Consider the following 18,016-nt stretch of genomic DNA (forward strand, 5'->3'; position numbering starts at 1 on the left):
TCCGACTCTTGTAGACTCGTCCCATCAGGCGTCGACCCGGCCATCACCGGCGAGCCTCCGGAAGAACGCGGCAGCCCCACCGCCGTCAGTAGAACCGGGCGGACCGGACCGCACCCCCTTCCGGCGAACGAGCGGTCGGTCGCAGCGTGAGCAGTGAACGGCAAGCGAGGTGGTACCGCGGAGCACGCTCCGTCCTCGTGGCAGAGAACCCCGACCACAGGAGCCATGCGGTGCGCTACCCCTTGAACTCGAACGCCGACGGCGTCACGCCCTCGCCGAGCTTCCCCGCCGTCGAGCAGGGGATCCTCGCCTTCTGGAAGGGCGACGACACCTTCCAGGCGTCGATCGACCAGCGCGAGGGCTGCCCCGAGTGGACGTTCTACGACGGCCCGCCCTTCGCGAACGGCCTGCCGCACTACGGCCACCTGCTGACCGGCTACGCCAAGGACGTCTTCCCGCGCTACCAGACCATGCGCGGCAAGCAGGTGCACCGCCGGTTCGGCTGGGACACCCACGGCCTGCCCGCCGAGCTCGAGGCCATGCGCCAGCTCGGCATCACCGAGAAGCACGAGATCGACGACATGGGCGTCGACGTCTTCAACGCGGCCGCCAAGAAGAGCGTGCTGCAGTACACCGACGAGTGGCAGGCGTACGTCACCCGCCAGGCGCGCTGGGTCGACTTCGAGGACGACTACAAGACCCTCGACGTCACCTTCATGGAGAGCGTCCTGTGGGCCTGGAAGCAGCTCTGGGACAAGGGCCTGGCGTACGAGGGCTTCCGGGTCCTGCCGTACTGCTGGAACGACCAGACGCCGCTGTCGAACCACGAGCTCCGCATGGACGACGACGTCTACAAGACGCGTCAGGACCAGTCGGTCACGGTCGCCTTCCCGCTGCAGGGGTCGCGCGCTGCATCGCTCGACCTGACGGGTGTCCGCGCGCTCGCCTGGACGACGACCCCCTGGACCCTGCCGACGAACGCCGCGCTCGCGGTCGGTCCGGAGATCGCGTACGCGGTCGTGCCGGCCGGGCCGGGAGGCGCGGCTGACGGTGGCGCCGCCGGTTCCGCCACGTACCTGCTCGCGTCCGACACCGTGGCCGCCCACGCGAAGGACCTCGGCTACGACAGCGCCGACGACGCGACCGCCGCCGTGCTGCGCACGGTCGCCGGCGCCGAACTCGACGGCGTCGAGTACGAGCGCCTGTTCGACTTCCTGGCGGAGACCGAGGGCTACGAGCACGCCTGGCGCATCCTCGTCGCGGAGTACGTCGAGACGGGCGAGGGCACCGGCATCGTGCACCAGGCGCCGGCGTACGGTGCCGACGACCAGGAGGTCTGCGCGGCCGCGGGCATCCCCGTCGTGCTCTCCCTCGACGAGGGCGGCCTCTTCACCGCGCAGTTCGGCGAGGTCGCCGGCATGCTCTGGTCGGACGCGAACAAGCCGCTCACCAGGGCCGTGCGCGAGCAGGGCCGACTGCTCCGCCAGGCCTCCTACGAGCACAGCTACCCGCACTGCTGGCGCTGCCGCAAGCCGCTCATCTACAAGGCGGTCTCGTCGTGGTTCGTCCGCGTCACCGAGTTCCGCGACCGGATGGGCGAGCTCAACCAGGACGTCAACTGGGTACCGGACAACGTCAAGGACGGCCAGTTCGGCAGGTGGGTCGGGAACGCCATCGACTGGTCCGTGTCCCGCAACCGCTACTTCGGCACCCCGATCCCGGTGTGGGTGTCCGACGACCCGGCGTACCCGCGCCAGGACGTCTACGGTTCGCTCGAGGAGCTCGAGCGTGACTTCGGCCGCCTGCCGGTGAACGCCGACGGCGAGGTCGACCTGCACCGTCCGTTCATCGACGAGCTGACCCGCCCGAACCCCGACGACCCCACGGGGCAGTCGACCATGCGCCGCATCTCGGACGTGTTCGACGTCTGGTTCGACTCCGGCTCGATGCCGTACGCCCAGGTGCACTACCCCTTCGAGAACCGCGAGTGGTTCGAGGAGCACAGCCCGGCCGACTTCATCGTCGAGTACATCGGGCAGACCCGCGGCTGGTTCTACGTCATGCACGCGCTGTCGACCGCGCTGTTCGACCGCCCGGCCTTCCGGAACGTCATCAGCCACGGCATCGTGCTCGGCTCGGACGGCCAGAAGATGTCGAAGTCACTCCGGAACTACCCGGACGTGTCCGAGGTGTTCGACCGCGACGGCGCCGACGCGATGCGCTGGTTCCTCATGTCGTCGTCGGTGATCCGCGGCGGCAACCTCGTCGTCACCGAGGAGGGGATCCGCCAGGGCGTCCGCGAGTTCCTGCTGCCGCTGTGGTCGACGTACTACTTCTTCACCCTCTACGCGAACGCGTCGGGTGAGACCGGGTACCAGGCATCCCGCAGCACGGCGAGCACCGACGTGCTCGACCGGTACCTGCTCGCGAAGACCCGCGTGCTCGTGGCGGACGTCCAGCAGCACCTCGACGCACTCGACACCCCGCTCGCGGCGCAGGCCGTCCGCGACTTCGCCGACGTGCTGACGAACTGGTACGTCCGTCGGTCGCGTGACAAGTTCTGGCTCGGCGCGGAGTCGTCGCCCGAGGCCCGCGCCGCGTTCGACACGCTGTACACCGTGCTCGAGACGCTCACCCGCGTCGCCGCCCCCCTCGCGCCGCTCGTGACCGAGGAGGTCTGGAAGGGCCTGACCGGTGGGCGCAGCGTGCACCTGGAGGACTTCCCGGACGCCGACGAGTTCCCCGAGGACGACGCCCTCGTCGGCGCGATGGACCGCGTGCGCGACGTCGCCTCGAAGGGGCTCGCGCTCCGCAAGGCCACCGGCCGTCGTGTCCGCCTGCCGCTCGCGACGCTGACCCTCGTGGTGCCCGACCCGTCGGCGATCGAGCCCTTCGCCGACATCCTCCGCGACGAGCTCAACGTCAAGCGGGTCGTGCTCGAGCAGCAGGAGGAGTCCTCGCTCGGCCGCTACGGCATCGAGCGGAAGCTCACCGTGAACGCCCGTGCAGCCGGTCCGCGCATCGGCGGGCAGGTGCAGCAGGTGATCCCGGCAGCCAAGAAGGGCGACTGGGTCGCGACCGAGTCCGGCGTGACCGTCGGCGGCGTCGACCTCGTCGAGGGCGAGTACACGCTCGACCTCACCGTGGCGGACCCGTCCGTCGCGGTGGCGTTCCTCGACGGCGGCGGCTTCGCGGTGCTCGACACCGTGACGACCCCCGTGCTCGAGGCCGAGGGGCTGGCGCGTGACGTCGTCCGAGCCGTGCAGCAGGCCCGTCGCGACGCCGACCTCGACGTCAGTGACCGCATCGGCCTGACGCTCCGGGTGTCCGCCGACGCGGAGGGCGCGGTCCGCACGCACGAGCAGCTCATCGCGGGGGAGACCCTGGCGACGAGCGTCGAGGTGAGCACGACGACGTTCGCTCCCGGCGAGGGCTCGGACGTCGGCGACGGTGCGAAGGTGTCCGTGGAGGTGGCACGCGCATGAGCGACAGCGAGCAGTACGACGACCACGACGGCATCGAGGACCTCGGTCCGCTCGACGACACGGCCGGGGTCCGCATCCCGGTCGGACCGTCCGGCGACCAGGCCCCGACCGAGGCACTGCCCTACGGTGGGGACGACGACGAGGTCCGCCGGGTCGAGGCAGCCCTGTACGCCCGCATCGGCGAGCAGGCGCCCGAGCGCCGGCTGACCGCCACACGCCGCGCGGTCGAGCTCCTGGGTGACCCGCACCTGGCCTACCCGGTCATCCACGTCACCGGGACGAACGGCAAGACCTCGACGGCGCGCATGACGGAGAGCATCGTCCGTGCCCACGGGCTCCGCACCGGCCTCATGACGAGCCCGCACCTGGTGTCCATCCGGGAGCGGATCGTGATCGACGGCGAGCCGATCGCCGCGGACCGCTTCGTGGAGAACTGGGACGACATCACGCCGATCCTCGAGATGACGGACCAGGAGCTCACCGCCAAGGGCGAGCTGCCGCTGACCTTCTTCGAGGCGCTCACCGTCCTCGCGCTCGCGTGCTTCGCCGAGGCGCCGGTGGACGTCGCCGTCATCGAGGTCGGCATGGGCGGTGAGTGGGACTCCACCAACGTCGTGCAGAGCCAGGTCGCGGTGTTCACCCCGATCGCGATCGACCACGCCAAGCAGCTCGGCAGCACGGTGGCCGAGATCGCCCGCACCAAGTCGGGGATCATCAAGCCGTCCTCGTCGGTCGTGTCGAGCGCGCAGACGCCCGAGGCGTTCGCCGAGCTCCAGCGCGCGGCCGAGCTGACCGAGTCGACGCTCGCGGTCGAGGGCACCGGGTTCTCCGTCGTGTCCGACACCCCGGCGGTCGGCGGGCAGCTCGTCACCGTGCAGGGCATCGCCGGGCGCTACGACGACCTCTTCGTGCCGCTCTTCGGCCAGCACCAGGCGCACAACGCCGCCGTCGCGATCGCCGCGGTCGAGTCGTTCCTCGGGCGCGGGTCCCAGGCACTCGACGAGGACGTCCTGTCCGAGGGGCTCGCCAGCGCGACCAGCCCCGGGCGACTGCAGCCGATCGCGCAGGAGCCGACCATCGTGGTCGACGCCGCGCACAACCCGCACGGCGCACGCGCGCTGGCCGAGGCACTGCCGGTCGCGTTCCCGTCGGAGCACGTCGTCGGCGTCGTCGGGATCCTCGGCGACAAGGACGCCCGTGGCTTCGTCCGGGCGCTCGCGGACACGGTGGACACCTTCGTCGTGACGCAGCCGCCGGGGGACCGGGCACTCGACGCGGACGCGTTCGCGCGGATCGTCGTGGCCGAGGTCGGCGAGGACCGCGTCGTCGTCGAGCCGTCGCTCGAGCAGGCACTGCAGGAGGCACGCGACCTGGCGGACGAGGCGGACGCCGAGGACGCCCTCGTGCTCGTCGCGGGCTCCATCGTCATGGTGGGGAAGGTCATGGACCTGGTCCACGCGGAAGGCGGGGCAGCGTGACGGACGCACCACGGGCCTCCCGGCCGGGCCGACAGCCGCGCGTGCGGAAGCCGCGCCCGCAGCGCGGAGCCCGCGAGAGCCTGCTCTCGATCACCCTCGGACTCGAGGCCGTGATGTTCTTCTTCCCGATGCTCGTCGTCTACGGGAAGGGCACGCTGCCGCCCCTCGCGGCGTTCGGCGGGGGCATCCTGGCGATCATCGTCCTCGCAGCTGCCTCACGCCTGACGGGCAAGCCGGCCGGTGTATGGTTCGGGTGGCTGCTGCAGGCGGCCATCCTCGCCACCGGGTTCATCGAACCGTTCATGTTCGCGGTCGGCGCGGTGTTCCTGGCGCTGTGGGTGTTCTGCTTCGTCAAGGGCGGTCAGCTCGACCGGCAGAACGCCGCGTTCCGGGCCGCCCAGGCCGAGGACTGACCACCACCGAACCACAGGAGAACTGCGTGTCCGACCTCGAAGAGACCCTCGTCCTCGTCAAGCCCGACGGCGTCGCCCGCCAGCTCACCGGAGAGGTCCTCCGTCGCATCGAGACCAAGGGCTACGAGATCGTCGACCTGAAGATGGTGACGGCGTCGCGCGAGCTGCTCGACCAGCACTACGAGGAGCACCAGGGCAAGCCGTTCTTCGAGCCGCTCGTCGAGTTCATGCAGTCCGGCCCCGTCGTCGCCGTGCGCGTCGCCGGCAACGGTGTCATCGCGGGCTTCCGCTCGCTCGCCGGCACCACGGACCCGACCTCGGCCGCGCCCGGCACCATCCGTGGTGACCTCGGTCGCGACTGGGGCCTGAAGGTGCAGCAGAACCTCGTGCACGGCTCGGACTCCCCGGAGTCGGCCGCCCGCGAGCTCGCGCTCTGGTTCGCCTGATCGACGGAAGCGGAGCACAGACGCGATGACGAACAACGACCGTCCCACCAAGAACGAGCGTCGCCAGCACGCCCGTGAGGTCGCCCGGCAGCGGGCCGACGCCGAGAAGCGCCGCAAGCGCCGCAACAAGTGGTTCCTGCAGGGCGGCATCGGCCTGGGTATCGTGGCCGTCGCGGCGATCATCGCGATCGTCGTGGTGAACGTGAACAGCGGCGGGACCACGTCGGCTGCCGGCCCGAAGAACATGGTCACCGGGGGCATCCAGTTCACCGGCGGCGACGGCAAGATCACGCCCGTCACGACCGGAGCGGTCTCGGCGGACGGCACCCCGTCGCCGGTCGCGACCGCCGACAGCGACGGCAAGGTCAAGGTCGTCGAGTACGTCGACTGGGCCTGCCCGGTCTGCAAGCAGTTCGAGGGCGCCTACGCCGACCAGATCACCGACTTCGTGAAGAACGGGCAGGCGACGCTCGAGATCCACCCGGTGTCGATCCTCGACCGCAGCTACCTCGGCTCGCGCTACGCCAGCCGTGCCGCGAACGCCGCGATGTGCGTCGCGAACTACGCGCCGGACAAGTTCCTCGACGTGCAGACGCAGTTCTTCGAGAAGCAGCCGGAAGAGGGCACGAAGGGCCTGACCAACGCCGAGATCGCCGACCTGGTGAAGGCCGGGGGAGCGACCGGCTCCGACGTGTCCGAGTGCCTGTCGAACGAGACGTACAAGGGCTGGGTGACGAAGATCACGAACCAGGTGACCTCGGACCCCGCGGTCGCCGGTCCCCAGGGCTTCGGCACGCCGACGATCCTGGTGAACGGGCAGCGTGTGAGCACCCTCACCGACGTCGTCCCGACCATCGAGGCCGCCGCGAAGTAGTCGGTCCCGCCCCACGCGGCCCCGCGTTCCCTCCCCGGGAGCGCGGGGCCGCGTGCTGTCCCGGGGCGGGCCCTGACCGGGCCCGTGCACGTCCCCTGGCGGCAGGAAATCTGTGCGTTCCGGGCACACCGAGTGGAACCGGGCGTACCTGATCCGTCGGTCCCACCAGGGATGCCCGTTCCCACACGGCACTGCACGTGTCATGGGAAGGAACGGGCACACTGCGGAGTCTTCGGCAGCCGTCGAGCGTGACGGATCCGGCCCGCTCGGCGCGCGAGCGGGCGGGGCCGATCAGCGCGCCGGGCAGATCCGCGCGCCGGGCAGATCAGCGCGCCGGGGCGATCAGCGCTCCGGCGTCAGAACGGCAGCGTCGTGAGGACCCGCGGGAAGACGATGAGGATGCAGACCACGATCACCGCGTAGTTCGCCAGCACGAACGCCCACGAGTAGGGCAGCAGCGTGCGCCCGAGCCGCTGGGGTCCGGCGCCGAAGCGACCCTGCGCCGCGTTCCACGTCGTGAAGATCCAGAACATCGGGATCGTCACGCTCCACACCAGCAGGCACCAGGGGCAGAGGTACCCGATCACCCAGACGGTCTGCGTGAACAGCCAGGTGACGAACACCCACGCCAGGAACACCCCGGCGTTGAACAGCACCCAGAACCATCGGTGCCCGTTGCGCATGCCGGCGAGCAGCATCACGCCGACGGCGATCGGGGCGACGAAGCCCATCACGCCGAGCAGCGGGTTCGGGAAGCCGAACAGGGAGCCCTGCCAACTCGTCATCACCTGCGAGCAGTTCACGAACGGGCTGACGTCGCAGCTGAGCGCCTTCGAGGGGTTCTCGTACTTCGCGAACTCGTCGAGCACCAGGTTGAACGCGGCGAAGAGGCCGACTGCTCCGGTGACGATGAGGAAGACCGCCATCGCGACCGGGCGGCGGGGCGTGGTTGCGCTCGTGCTCACGGCGTCATCATCGCACGAGCGTTCCGGGCCTTTCCTGGCACCTCGTGCGACAATGACAGCAGTCGCGCGGCCGATCCGTGCGGCGAGAGAGCTTTCCGGGCGCAGCCCGGACGATCAGGCGCGGTGAGAGCGCGCCGTGACCGGGACTCGCGTCACCTCTGGTGCCGAGCCGGTCGGGCCGGGTGCCCGACGCGGAACGACACCGGACCGCACGCAGGATCCCACGGTCACGAGAACGAACGCGGGGGCGTGGACGCCACCCGTGACAACCACAGAATTCCCGCCGTCCGACAGGACGCGAGTGGGGCCGAGGAGTGCACCAGATCCATGGTGGAGCAGAACACCGACAACCCGAACAACGAAGAAGTCGCACCGAAGCGCCGAGGCCGCCTGTTCGGCAGCCGTCGCGCCCGGTCCACCGGCCAGGAGGCCCGTGGTGACGTCGACACCGACACCTCGGGTGTCGAGACAGTCGCGTCGGACGACGACGCACCGGTCGCGGAGAGCACCGCGCCGTCGGACGGCACCGTCGAGGTCGCGGTCGAGCAGGTCCCGGCCGCCGCTGCGGAGCCCCAGGACGTGTCGACGGTCACGGGCAGTCAGCCCGTCGTCGAGGAGACGGGCGCCGCGGCATCGACGGACGAGGGTGTCACCGAGGTAGCCGGCGCGCCCGCGGTGGCCGCCGCGGACGAGGCAACCACCGCGTCCGAGCCCGCCACCGCGGTGGCGACGGACGCGGACGAGGCGAGCGGTGCCTCCCGGCCGGAGCCCGCCTCCGCGCCCGAGGCGGACGAGCCCTTCGTGCCGAAGGCGACCAGCACCCTCAGCCTGATCTTCCACGCGCCGGTCCTGCCGGACCTGCCGGTGCGCGCCGCGCGTGACGAGGACGACGACGAGGACGACGAGCAGGGCGGCAGCCGCCGTCGCTCGCGTCGTCGTGGCAGCAGCGCCGACCGCCAGGAGCGCGGCGTCCGTGAGCCGCGCGACCACCAGGAGCCGCGTCGCCGTGAGCCGGAGCTCATCACCGAGCCGCAGCGCATCAAGGGGTCGACCCGACTCGAGGCGAAGAAGCAGCGTCGTCGCGACGGCCGTGACGCCGGTCGCCGCCGCACCGTGATCACCGAGGACGAGTTCCTCGCCCGTCGCGAGAGCGTCGACCGCCAGATGATCGTGCGCTCGAGCTCGTCGAAGATCGAGATCGGCGTGCTCGAGGACAACGTCCTCGCCGAGCACTACGTCACCAAGTCGCACAACGTCTCGCTCATCGGGAACGTCTACCTCGGCAAGGTGCAGAACGTGCTGCCCTCGATGGAGGCGGCGTTCGTCGACATCGGCCGCGGTCGCAACGCCGTGCTGTACGCCGGCGAGGTCGACTGGAACTCGGTCGACACCGGCAACCACGGCCGTCGCATCGAGGCCGCGCTCAAGCCGGGCGACAAGGTCCTCGTGCAGGTCACGAAGGACCCGGTCGGGCACAAGGGTGCGCGCCTGACCTCGCAGGTCTCCCTGCCGGGCCGCTACCTCGTCTACGTGCCGAACGGCTCGATGAACGGCATCTCGCGCAAGCTGCCCGACACCGAGCGCGCGCGCCTGAAGAAGATCCTCAAGGAGGTCCTGCCGGAGCACGCGGGCGTCATCGTCCGCACCGCGGCGGAGGGCGCGACCGAGGAGCAGCTCACCCGCGACGTGCAGCGCCTCACCAGCCAGTGGGAGGCGATCCAGAAGAAGGTGCAGAACGGGCACGCCCCGGTCATGCTGCACTCGGAGCCGGACCTGCTCGTCAAGATCGTCCGTGACGTCTTCAACGAGGACTTCACGAAGCTCATCATCGACGGCGACGCGGCCCGAGGGACGATCGAGGACTACCTCGACGCCGTCGCGCCCGACCTCAAGGACCGCGTCGAGATCTACGACGGCCCGGACTCGTTCGAGGAGTACCGCCTCAACGAGCAGATCGAGAAGGCCCTGGACCGCAAGGTCTGGCTGCCCTCGGGTGGGTCGCTCGTGATCGACCGCACCGAGGCCATGACGGTCGTCGACGTCAACACGGGCAAGTTCGTCGGCTCGGGCGGCAACCTCGAGGAGACCGTCACCAAGAACAACCTCGAGGCGGCCGAGGAGATCGTCCGACAGCTCCGCCTGCGCGACATCGGCGGCATCATCGTCATCGACTTCATCGACATGGTGCTCGAGTCGAACCGCGACCTGGTGCTCCGTCGACTCGTCGAGTGCCTGAGCCGCGACCGCACGAAGCACCAGGTGGCCGAGGTCACCTCGCTCGGCCTCGTGCAGATGACCCGCAAGAAGATCGGTGTCGGGCTGCGCGAGTCGCTCGACGAGGTGAACGCCAAGGTCAACGACAACAACGCGGACCCCGGCCCCTCGAAGTCGCGTCGCAAGGGCCGTGGCGGCAACGGCTCCACGGGCGGCAACGGCAACGGCCAGGGAGGCACCGGGCACGTCGGCAACGGCGGCTCCGGCAACGGGTCGGCCGGTCAGTCGTCGCAGGCCCACCAGATCACCGAGGACGTCAAGAACGCGCTGTCCCGCATCGCGGCCTCGACGCTGCCGCACGACGAGGCGTCGTCCGGCGCACCGGTGACCGGTGTGGCGTCGCCACGCGGCGGTGCCGCGACGCCGGAGGCCGAGGCCGGGGTGTCCTCGGCTGCCGACGCACCCGCGTCGAGCGCCTCCCCGGTCTCCGCGCCCGAGCGCGGGTCGGAGGGCGCCACCGGCGCGGGAGACCGTGACGGCGAGCAGCCGTCCGGCTCCAAGCGTCGTCGCCGCCGTGGTGGTCGTGGTGCCGGTAGTGCTGCACCCGAACAGCGCGGGGCCGACGAGCGCGGTGCTGACGAGCACGGAACCGAGCGCGGCGCCGAGGAGCGTGCCGTCGCGCGCGCGTCCGACGCCGCCGTGACGGACCGCGACGCTCGTGCCGGGACCTCGGCGTCCGGGGCGGCTCCGGCGCGGGGGTCCGCTCCCGAGGCGCCCGAGCAGGACCCGGCTCCCGCGAAGACCGCGCCGGCCCGTCGCCGCGTGAGCTCGAGTGCCCCCGTCACCCCGACCGAGAACACCGTCGCGATCCTCGACATCCCGGTGGCCGTGACCAAGCGCGAGCCGCGACCGTCCCGCGGCGACGCCGAGTCGCTGCTCGACTCCGTGCTGCAAGCGCTGCCGGAGCCGAAGCAGCCGGGGCAGGGCCGTTCGCGGTCGCGCCGTGTGTCGTCGCCGAGCATCAGCGCACCGGCGTCGTCGGACGGCGACGGGCAGGACGACGGCTCCGTGATCGTGGGGAACTGACGTGTCCGACGGGGGCGACCCGCACGGTCGGCAGCAGGACCGCGGGTACTACGGTGCGGGCTGGTCGCAGCCCGCACCGCCCGCGGCCGGGCAGCCCGGTGGGCAGGCGTGGCCCGGCCAGCAGCCGCAGTTCGGGCAGCAGCCGTACGGCCAGCCGCAGCAGCAGTACGGGCAGCAGCAGTACGGCCAGCAGCAGTACGGCCAGCAGCAGCCGCCGCAGTACGGCCAGTCGCAGCAGCCGTCCGGTGACCAGGGCCGGCTCCGGGCGCGCGCCTCGAGGACGCCGGACCCGCGACGGGCGTTCGCGCCGGGAGCGTCGCTGGCCAACACCACCGGTGCCCTGATCGCCGTCGTGTCGATCGTGCTCGTCGAGGTGGTCTCCGGCGTCCTCGGGCTGCTCGGCACGTCCCTCGTGGTGCACCCCTTCGCGACGTACGGCACGGGCGCGAGCCTGCTCGGCAGCTTCGTGTCCGGCGTGTTCGCCGCGCCGTTCCCGTTCTACGCGGGGGCGTTCCTGGCCCTGGCGTTCCTCACGCCGATCGCACGACGCAGCCCGCTGCCGACGGTGCTCCTGCGTGCCGTGCTCGCCGGTGCCGCGGGAACCGTCGCCCTGGCGCTCGTCGGGGTCTTCACGGGGTCCTACGCGGCGGTCAGCACCGGATCGGGGGCGCGGCTCGTGATCGACGTGCTCACCGGGCCCCTGCAGAACGGGATCCCGTTCACCCTCATGCTCCTCGCGACCTCGACGGCCGCGTGGCTGTGGCTCGGGCGTCCGCGTGGCGGGCGCGCGGCGCAGGGGACCGCCGGGGGACGACCTGGCACGGTGCGTCCCGCCGATGCGATCCCGCCGTCGACGGTGCACCCCGCTCCGCAGCCGCACGGTACGCAGCAGCAGCAGCAGCCGTACGGCCAGCAGCAGCAACCGTACGGTCAGCGGTTCGGCGCGCGTCCGGCGGCGGGCGAGCAGCCCGCACAGCGCCCCGACGACCGGTGGGCGCCGCCCACGCGCTGACGTCGCGGCGGCCGGTGCGCCGCCCCGCTGACCAGTGACCGGTGATCGCTGACCGGTGACCGGTGACCGGCGGCCGCGTGGTTCGAGCTGCCGCGGCACGACGGCGAGCACGTCGCACCATGGATCGCCGTGGCGCGACGTGCTCGCCGTCGTGCGGACGGTGCACGGGCGCACCTGCCCGCCGGCCCGACTGCCGAGCGGCCCGCCAGCACGCCTGCCGGGCGGCTCGCCTGCCGGGCGGCCCGGCAGCTGCGCGGCCTGGCGGGCCGAGCGTGCCGGGCGGAACGCGCCGAGCGCCGAGCACGCGCGACGGACCCCGCTGGTCCGATCGGCCGTGTGCCGGCGCGACCCGGTGTGGCAGCGGTGGGGTGCGCCTCCCGGCCGGCAACGCACGCGAGGTGCGGGGCGTGGCGGCGGTGGGTCGTGCCTCCCGGTCGGCCGCCGGAGGTCACCCGCACGCGGTCCGACGGCCGCCCCACGGGGAGCGCCGCAGCGCACTCGGTACGGGCACCCCGCCGCGCGACCCGGGCGGGACCTCAGTGCGCGCGTCGGCCCTTCCCGCGCTTGTCACGCTGCGGCACCCGAAGGCCGCTGGCGATGAGCCGGAGCACCAGCTCGCGACCGGTGACCGCCGTCGCGCCCGCGGCGACGAGGTCGTCGTAGCGGGAGCGCGGCACGTCGTAGTGGTCGTGGTCGAACGCACGGCGAGGGATGCCGGCCCGTTCGGCGAACGCGTGGAGCTCGTCGTAGGATGCGTCACTGACGAGGTGCGACCAGACGGTGTCGTGGGCGGGCCACGTCGGCGGGTCGATCAACACGGTCACGCGGGACATCGTACGTGTGTCGCCGTTTGACCGGACCCGGGGGCATCGAGTATTCTCGATCCCTGGTGTCAGCGGGCCGTTCTGCCTGCGTCGCCGATCGGGCCCGGCCTCCGGGAGCCGCTCGTGCAGAAGTGGGCACCCGAGACTTCCCTCAAGCAGAGTACGTAAGGAATTCCACGTGGTTTACGCAGTAGTGCGCGCCGGCGGCCGTCAGGAGAAGGTCGAGGTCGGCACGATCCTCACGATCGACCGTGCCAAGGCCGACGACAAGGGCAACATCGACCTCGCCCCGGTGCTCCTCGTGGACGGTGACACGATCACGTCGGCGGCTTCCGAGCTCGCGAACGTGACCGTCACCGCCCAGGTGCTCGAGGACCTCCGCGGCCCCAAGGTCGTCATCCAGAAGTTCAAGAACAAGACCGGGTACAAGAAGCGTCAGGGCTTCCGCGCTGAGCTCACCCGCGTCAAGATCACCTCGATCGCGTAAGGCGGGAGTAGAAGATGGCACACAAGAAGGGTGCGAGCTCCACTCGCAACGGTCGTGACTCGAACGCACAGCGCCTCGGCGTGAAGCGCTTCGGTGGCGAGGTCGTCAACGCCGGCGAGATCATCCTCCGCCAGCGTGGCACCCACTTCCACCCGGGCGCCAACGTCGGCCGCGGTGGCGACGACACGCTGTTCGCCCTCTCGGCCGGTTCGGTCGAGTTCGGCACCAAGGGCGGCCGCAAGGTCGTCAACATCGTCAACGCGTAACACCAGCGACGACAGACTCTGCGGGAGGGGCGGGCCACGTGCCCGCCCCTCCCGTTCTTTCGTGCACGACCTCGAGCGTCGCGGTACCGTCCGCGCACCCGAGTCAGAACCAGGAGTGGAACCATGGCGACCTTCGTCGACCGCGTGACCCTGCACCTCACCGCGGGGAACGGCGGCAACGGCTGCGTGTCGGTCCGCCGTGAGAAGTTCAAGCCGCTCGCCGGCCCCGACGGCGGCAACGGTGGCGACGGGGGCGACATCGTCCTGGTCGCCGACCCGCAGGTGACGACCCTGCTCGGGTACCACCGCTCGCCCCACCGCTCGTCGCGCAACGGCCAGCCCGGCATGGGCGACATGCGCAGCGGTGTGAGCGGCGAGACGCTCGAGCTGCCCGTCCCGATCGGCACGGTGGTGCACGACGAGGACGGCGAGGTCCTGGCGGACATGACCGAGCCCGGCATGCGGGTCGTCGTGGCACCAGGCGGCCAGGGCGGTCTCGGCAACGCGGCCCTCGCGACCACCAAGCGCAAGGCCCCCGGCTTCGCGCTCCTCGGCACCCCGGGGTGGACCGGCGACGTCAGCCTCGAGCTGAAGACGATCGCCGACGTCGCCCTGGTCGGGTTCCCGAGTGCCGGCAAGTCCTCGCTCATCGCCGCGATCTCCGCCGCGAAGCCGAAGATCGCCGACTACCCGTTCACGACCCTGACGCCGAACCTCGGCGTCGTCGAGTCGGGTGAGGTCCGCTTCACCGTCGCCGACGTGCCCGGTCTGATCGAGGGCGCGTCGGAGGGCAAGGGCCTCGGCCTCGAGTTCCTCCGTCACGTCGAGCGTTGCGAGGCGCTCCTGCACGTCATCGACTGCGCCACGCTCGACCCCGGCCGCGATCCGATCAGCGACCTCGACGTCATCCTGGGCGAGCTCGAGCGCTACCCGGTGCCGGAGGGGCAGACCCCGCTGCTCGAGCGTCCGCAGCTCGTCGCGCTGAACAAGGTCGACGTGCCCGAGGCTGCCGAACTCGCCGAGTTCGTCACCGCCGAGCTCGAGGAGCGCGGCTACCGCGTCTTCCCGATCTCGACCGCGTCCCGCAAGGGTCTCCGGGAGCTGACGTTCGCCCTGGCCGAGGTCGTCGAGCAGGCCCGCGCCGACCGTCCCGCCGCGCCCGAGCAGGAGCGCATCGTGCTCCGCCCGAAGGCCGTCGACGAGAAGCCCTTCACGGTGCGCGCGGAGGGCGGCGAGGAGCACCGCTTCTACCGGGTCCGCGGCGCGAAGCCCGAGCGCTGGGTCGTGCAGACCGACTTCACCAACGAGGAAGCCATCGGCTACCTGGCCGACCGTCTGGCGAAGCTCGGCGTCGAGGACGGTCTGTTCAAGGCCGGCGCCGTCGCCGGGTCCACCGTGGTCATCGGTGGCGACGGCGGCATGGTCTTCGACTGGGAGCCGACGCTGACCTCGACCGCGGAGCTCATCACGAGCGCCCGCGGCACGGACGCCCGCGTCGGTGGATCGTCGCGTCCGACCCGCAACGAGCGCCGCGAGGAGTACTTCGAGCGCATGGACGCCAAGGCCGCCGCGCGCGCCGAGCTCGAGCAGGAGCGCGTGTCCGGCCTGTGGGCCGACGACGACCGCGACGACCAGGACTGATCCACGCATGACCGACACGCACGCGCGCACCGACCTCGGCCCCGTCGAACGGCGGCAGGACGTGCCGCGTGCGCGTCGGCTCGTCGTGAAGGTCGGGTCGTCGTCGGTCAGCGGTGACAACACCGGACAGATCGCCGCGCTCGTCGACGCCCTGGCCGCCGCGCACGCACGTGGGACCGAGGTCGTCCTGGTGTCCTCCGGCGCCATCGCGACCGGCTTCCCGTTCCTCGGGCTCGAGGGACGCCCCGAGGACCTCGCGACGCAGCAGGCGGCCGCGGCGACCGGGCAGAACGTGCTCATGTTCCGGTACCAGAAGGAGCTCGACCGGCACGGCATCGTCGCTGCCCAGGTCCTGCTCACCGCGGGCGACATGCAGAACCCGACGCACCGGGTGAACGCACAGCGGGCCGTCGACCGGCTGCTCGCGCTGCGCGTGCTCCCCATCGTGAACGAGAACGACACGGTCGCGACGCACGAGATCCGCTTCGGCGACAACGACCGGCTCGCGGCGCTCGTCGCACGGCTCCTCGGCGCCGACGCGCTCGTGCTGCTGTCCGACGTCGAGTCGCTCTACACCCGTCCGCCGGAGCACCCGGACGCGGAACCGATCGACGAGGTCCCGTTCGGCGACGAGCTCGCCGGTGTCACCTTCGGGTCGGTCGGCTCGGCCGGCGTCGGCACCGGGGGAGCGGGGACGAAGGTCGCCGCTGCCCGACTCGCGGCCGAGGCCGGGACGTCGGTCCTCGTGACCGGTACCGCGCTCGTCGACCGGGCGCTGGCCGGCGAGCACGTGGGCACCTGGTTCCAGGCGGCGCCCCGGGGCTGACGGGCCTGCTGTCGGCCTGGAGGCGCGGCGCCGGTCCGGCAGGTCGGCCTGCGGTCGACGTGAGGGGCGGCCGGGAGACGCGGTGCCGGTCCGCAGCGTCGGCACGAGGCCGCGTGCGGTCGGGCCTGCCGCGGGCACTCGCGGCGCCGGGGTTCGTCCGAGACGCCGGCGTGCGCTCCAGACCCCGGCGTGCGTCCGAGACGCCGACGTGCGCTCGGGACGCCGGCGTCAGTGCCAGACGCCCTGACGGGCGCGAGACGCCGCCGCAACCGGGCCCGTCTCGGTGGGACCGGGGCGTCTCGCTCGGACGGTGGCGTCCCACGATGGCCCGACGCGGTGCGCGGACCACGCCACGGCACCGGACCCGAGTCGGACCCCGGGCGGCCGCGGACGAACTCCTGCACACGAGCGGCGCCTCCAGGACGTGTCCACAGGAGTGACGCGGTCAGCGTCATGCGCGGGGCGGCCGACCTAGTATCGGACCATGTCGTCGACGGTCACCGCCCCCTCGCTCACCGACAAGTTGGTCGCGTCGCGTGCTGCCTCCACGGCGCTCGCCACCGCCACGACCGCGGTCAAGGACCAGGCGCTCCGAGCGGTCGCGGCCGCACTGCGCGACGGCACGGACGCCATCGTGGCGGCGAACCACGGAGACCTCGTCGCGGGCGAGGACAGCGGGCTGTCCTCAGGTCTGCTCGACCGCCTGCGACTGGACGCCGCGCGGATCGACGCCCTCGCGGCCGCGGTCGAGCACGTCGTCGGACTGCCGGACCCGGTCGGTGACCTCGTTCGCGGGTCCCGGCTGCCCAACGGACTCCAGCTCACCCAGGTCCGCGTGCCGTTCGGGGTGGTCGGCGCCATCTACGAGGCACGTCCGAACGTCACCGTCGACATCGCGGCGCTCGCGTTGAAGAGCGGCAACGCCGTCGTGCTCCGCGGCGGCTCGGCGGCAAAGCGCACGAACGCCGAGCTCGTCGAGCGCATCCGCGGGGCGGTGGCCTCGGTGGGGCTGCCGGCGGACCTCGTGCAGACGATCGACGAGTTCGGCCGCCAGGGCGCGACCGACCTGATGCGCGCGCGCGGACTCGTCGACGTGCTCGTGCCGCGGGGGAGCGCATCGCTGATCCAGATTGTGGTGACGGAGTCGCAGGTGCCCGTGATCGAGACGGGCGCCGGTGTGGTGCACGTGTACCTCGATGCGTCGGCGCCGCTCGAGCGCTCGATCGACATCGTGCTGAACAGCAAGGTGCAGCGGCCGAGCGTCTGCAACGCCCTCGAGACGCTGCTCGTGCACGAACGGGCGGCGGAACGGTTGCTGCCGGTCCTGGCCGACCGCCTCCGCGCGGCCGGGGTGACCCTGCGCGGGGACGATGCCACGCGGACCATCGTGCCCGGCGTGCTCCGAGTGACCGAGGCGGACTGGGCGACGGAGTCGATGGACCTCGACCTGTCGATCCGCGTGGTGCCGGACGTCGACGCCGCGATGGCGCACATCGCGCGGTGGTCGACGCACCACACGGAGTCCATCGTGACGGACGACGTCGACACCGCCGAGCGCTTCCTGGCCGAGGTCGACTCGGCAGTCGTCATGGCGAACGCGTCGACCCGGTTCACCGACGGCGGCGAGTTCGGCTTCGGGGCCGAGGTCGGCATCTCGACGCAGAAGCTGCACGCGCGCGGGCCGATGGGGCTCCCCGAACTGACCAGTACCAAGTGGATCGTGCGCGGGCACGGACAGATCCGCGGCTAGACTGGGCGGCGACTTCCCACCCGATCGAACGGAGCACCGGACCGATGACCTTCCTCGCTGAAGCCGCTGAGCACGCCTCCGGAGTGCCCGCGTTCGTCTTCCCGATGTGCGGCGCGCTGTTCTTCACCTTCCTCGGGTTCGTGACCTGGAGCTTCCGCGACGTCGCGTACCGTCACTCGCACAAGTTCGAGGCCACCCGCCACCACGAGACGGGTGTCGACGAGTTCGGTCACACCAAGCTCTGACACG

At 71.6% G+C, this 18,016-nt stretch carries 15 protein-coding genes; 13 read left to right on the forward strand and 2 right to left on the reverse strand.

From position 1 onward, the window contains the following. Positions 1-230: 230 nt before the first annotated feature. Genes ileS through LCG91_RS05065 form a run of 5 tightly spaced genes read left to right on the forward strand, consistent with a single transcriptional unit; the run spans position 231 to position 6,696 of the window. Entirely contained in the window at positions 231-3,485 is a 3,255-nt protein-coding gene (gene ileS, locus LCG91_RS05045) for an isoleucine--tRNA ligase (protein ID WP_224442709.1), read from the forward strand. Continuing rightward, entirely contained in the window at positions 3,482-4,963 is a 1,482-nt protein-coding gene (locus LCG91_RS05050; protein WP_224442710.1) for a bifunctional folylpolyglutamate synthase/dihydrofolate synthase, read from the forward strand. Before ileS ends, LCG91_RS05050 begins: the two co-directional genes overlap by 4 nt. Continuing rightward, a complete protein-coding gene (locus tag LCG91_RS05055; RefSeq protein WP_058728425.1) occupies positions 4,960-5,376 on the forward strand; it encodes a DUF4233 domain-containing protein in 417 nt (138 codons plus the stop codon). Before LCG91_RS05050 ends, LCG91_RS05055 begins: the two co-directional genes overlap by 4 nt. Before the next feature lie 26 nt (positions 5,377-5,402). Continuing rightward, the gene (gene ndk / locus LCG91_RS05060; protein WP_058728426.1) at positions 5,403-5,822 is read left to right on the forward strand and encodes a nucleoside-diphosphate kinase; all 420 of its coding nucleotides are present in this window, start codon (positions 5,403-5,405) and stop codon (positions 5,820-5,822) included. A gap of 25 nt (positions 5,823-5,847) precedes the next feature. Continuing rightward, positions 5,848-6,696 (forward strand): DsbA family protein, encoded by an 849-nt coding sequence (locus LCG91_RS05065; protein ID WP_058728427.1) that lies wholly within the window; start codon positions 5,848-5,850, stop codon positions 6,694-6,696. A 356-nt stretch (positions 6,697-7,052) separates the two neighbouring features. On the opposite strand, the gene LCG91_RS05070 is transcribed toward LCG91_RS05065, so the two are convergent. Continuing rightward, a complete protein-coding gene (locus tag LCG91_RS05070; RefSeq protein ID WP_224442711.1) occupies positions 7,053-7,661 on the reverse strand; it encodes a vitamin K epoxide reductase family protein in 609 nt (202 codons plus the stop codon). 327 nt (positions 7,662-7,988) lie between these two features. Here LCG91_RS05070 and LCG91_RS05075 point away from each other — a divergent pair, with 327 nt between their 5' ends. Next, on the forward strand, positions 7,989-10,961 hold the full coding sequence (locus LCG91_RS05075; RefSeq protein ID WP_224442712.1) for an Rne/Rng family ribonuclease: 2,973 nt from the start codon (positions 7,989-7,991) through the stop codon (positions 10,959-10,961). 1 nt (position 10,962) lies between these two features. Continuing rightward, a complete protein-coding gene (locus LCG91_RS05080; protein ID WP_224442713.1) occupies positions 10,963-11,973 on the forward strand; it encodes a hypothetical protein in 1,011 nt (336 codons plus the stop codon). A 536-nt stretch (positions 11,974-12,509) separates the two neighbouring features. Here the strand turns inward: LCG91_RS05080 and LCG91_RS05085 are convergent. Next, positions 12,510-12,797, reverse strand: coding sequence for a DUF4031 domain-containing protein (locus tag LCG91_RS05085; RefSeq protein WP_058728447.1), 288 nt, complete (start codon positions 12,795-12,797; stop codon positions 12,510-12,512). A gap of 178 nt (positions 12,798-12,975) precedes the next feature. On the opposite strand from LCG91_RS05085, the gene rplU reads away from it, so the two are divergent. From rplU to LCG91_RS05115, 6 genes are all read left to right on the forward strand, one after another. Continuing rightward, the gene (rplU, locus tag LCG91_RS05090; protein WP_058728431.1) at positions 12,976-13,284 is read left to right on the forward strand and encodes a 50S ribosomal protein L21; all 309 of its coding nucleotides are present in this window, start codon (positions 12,976-12,978) and stop codon (positions 13,282-13,284) included. Positions 13,285-13,298: 14 nt separating this feature from the next. Then, entirely contained in the window at positions 13,299-13,550 is a 252-nt protein-coding gene (rpmA, locus tag LCG91_RS05095) for a 50S ribosomal protein L27 (protein WP_022905368.1), read from the forward strand. A gap of 123 nt (positions 13,551-13,673) precedes the next feature. Then, on the forward strand, positions 13,674-15,191 hold the full coding sequence (obgE, locus tag LCG91_RS05100) for a GTPase ObgE (RefSeq protein ID WP_224442714.1): 1,518 nt from the start codon (positions 13,674-13,676) through the stop codon (positions 15,189-15,191). A gap of 7 nt (positions 15,192-15,198) precedes the next feature. Then, complete coding sequence (gene proB / locus LCG91_RS05105) at positions 15,199-16,017, forward strand: glutamate 5-kinase (protein ID WP_082687388.1); 819 nt, start codon at positions 15,199-15,201, stop codon at positions 16,015-16,017. 484 nt (positions 16,018-16,501) lie between these two features. Continuing rightward, positions 16,502-17,767: a glutamate-5-semialdehyde dehydrogenase gene (locus LCG91_RS05110; RefSeq protein WP_224442715.1), complete on the forward strand. Its 1,266-nt coding sequence runs from the start codon at positions 16,502-16,504 to the stop codon at positions 17,765-17,767. 44 nt (positions 17,768-17,811) lie between these two features. Continuing rightward, complete coding sequence (locus LCG91_RS05115; RefSeq protein WP_058728434.1) at positions 17,812-18,012, forward strand: hypothetical protein; 201 nt, start codon at positions 17,812-17,814, stop codon at positions 18,010-18,012. Positions 18,013-18,016 lie beyond the last annotated feature (4 nt).

Source organism: Curtobacterium sp. TXMA1 (assembly GCF_020162095.1).
Taxonomy (GTDB): Bacteria; Actinomycetota; Actinomycetes; order Actinomycetales; family Microbacteriaceae; genus Curtobacterium.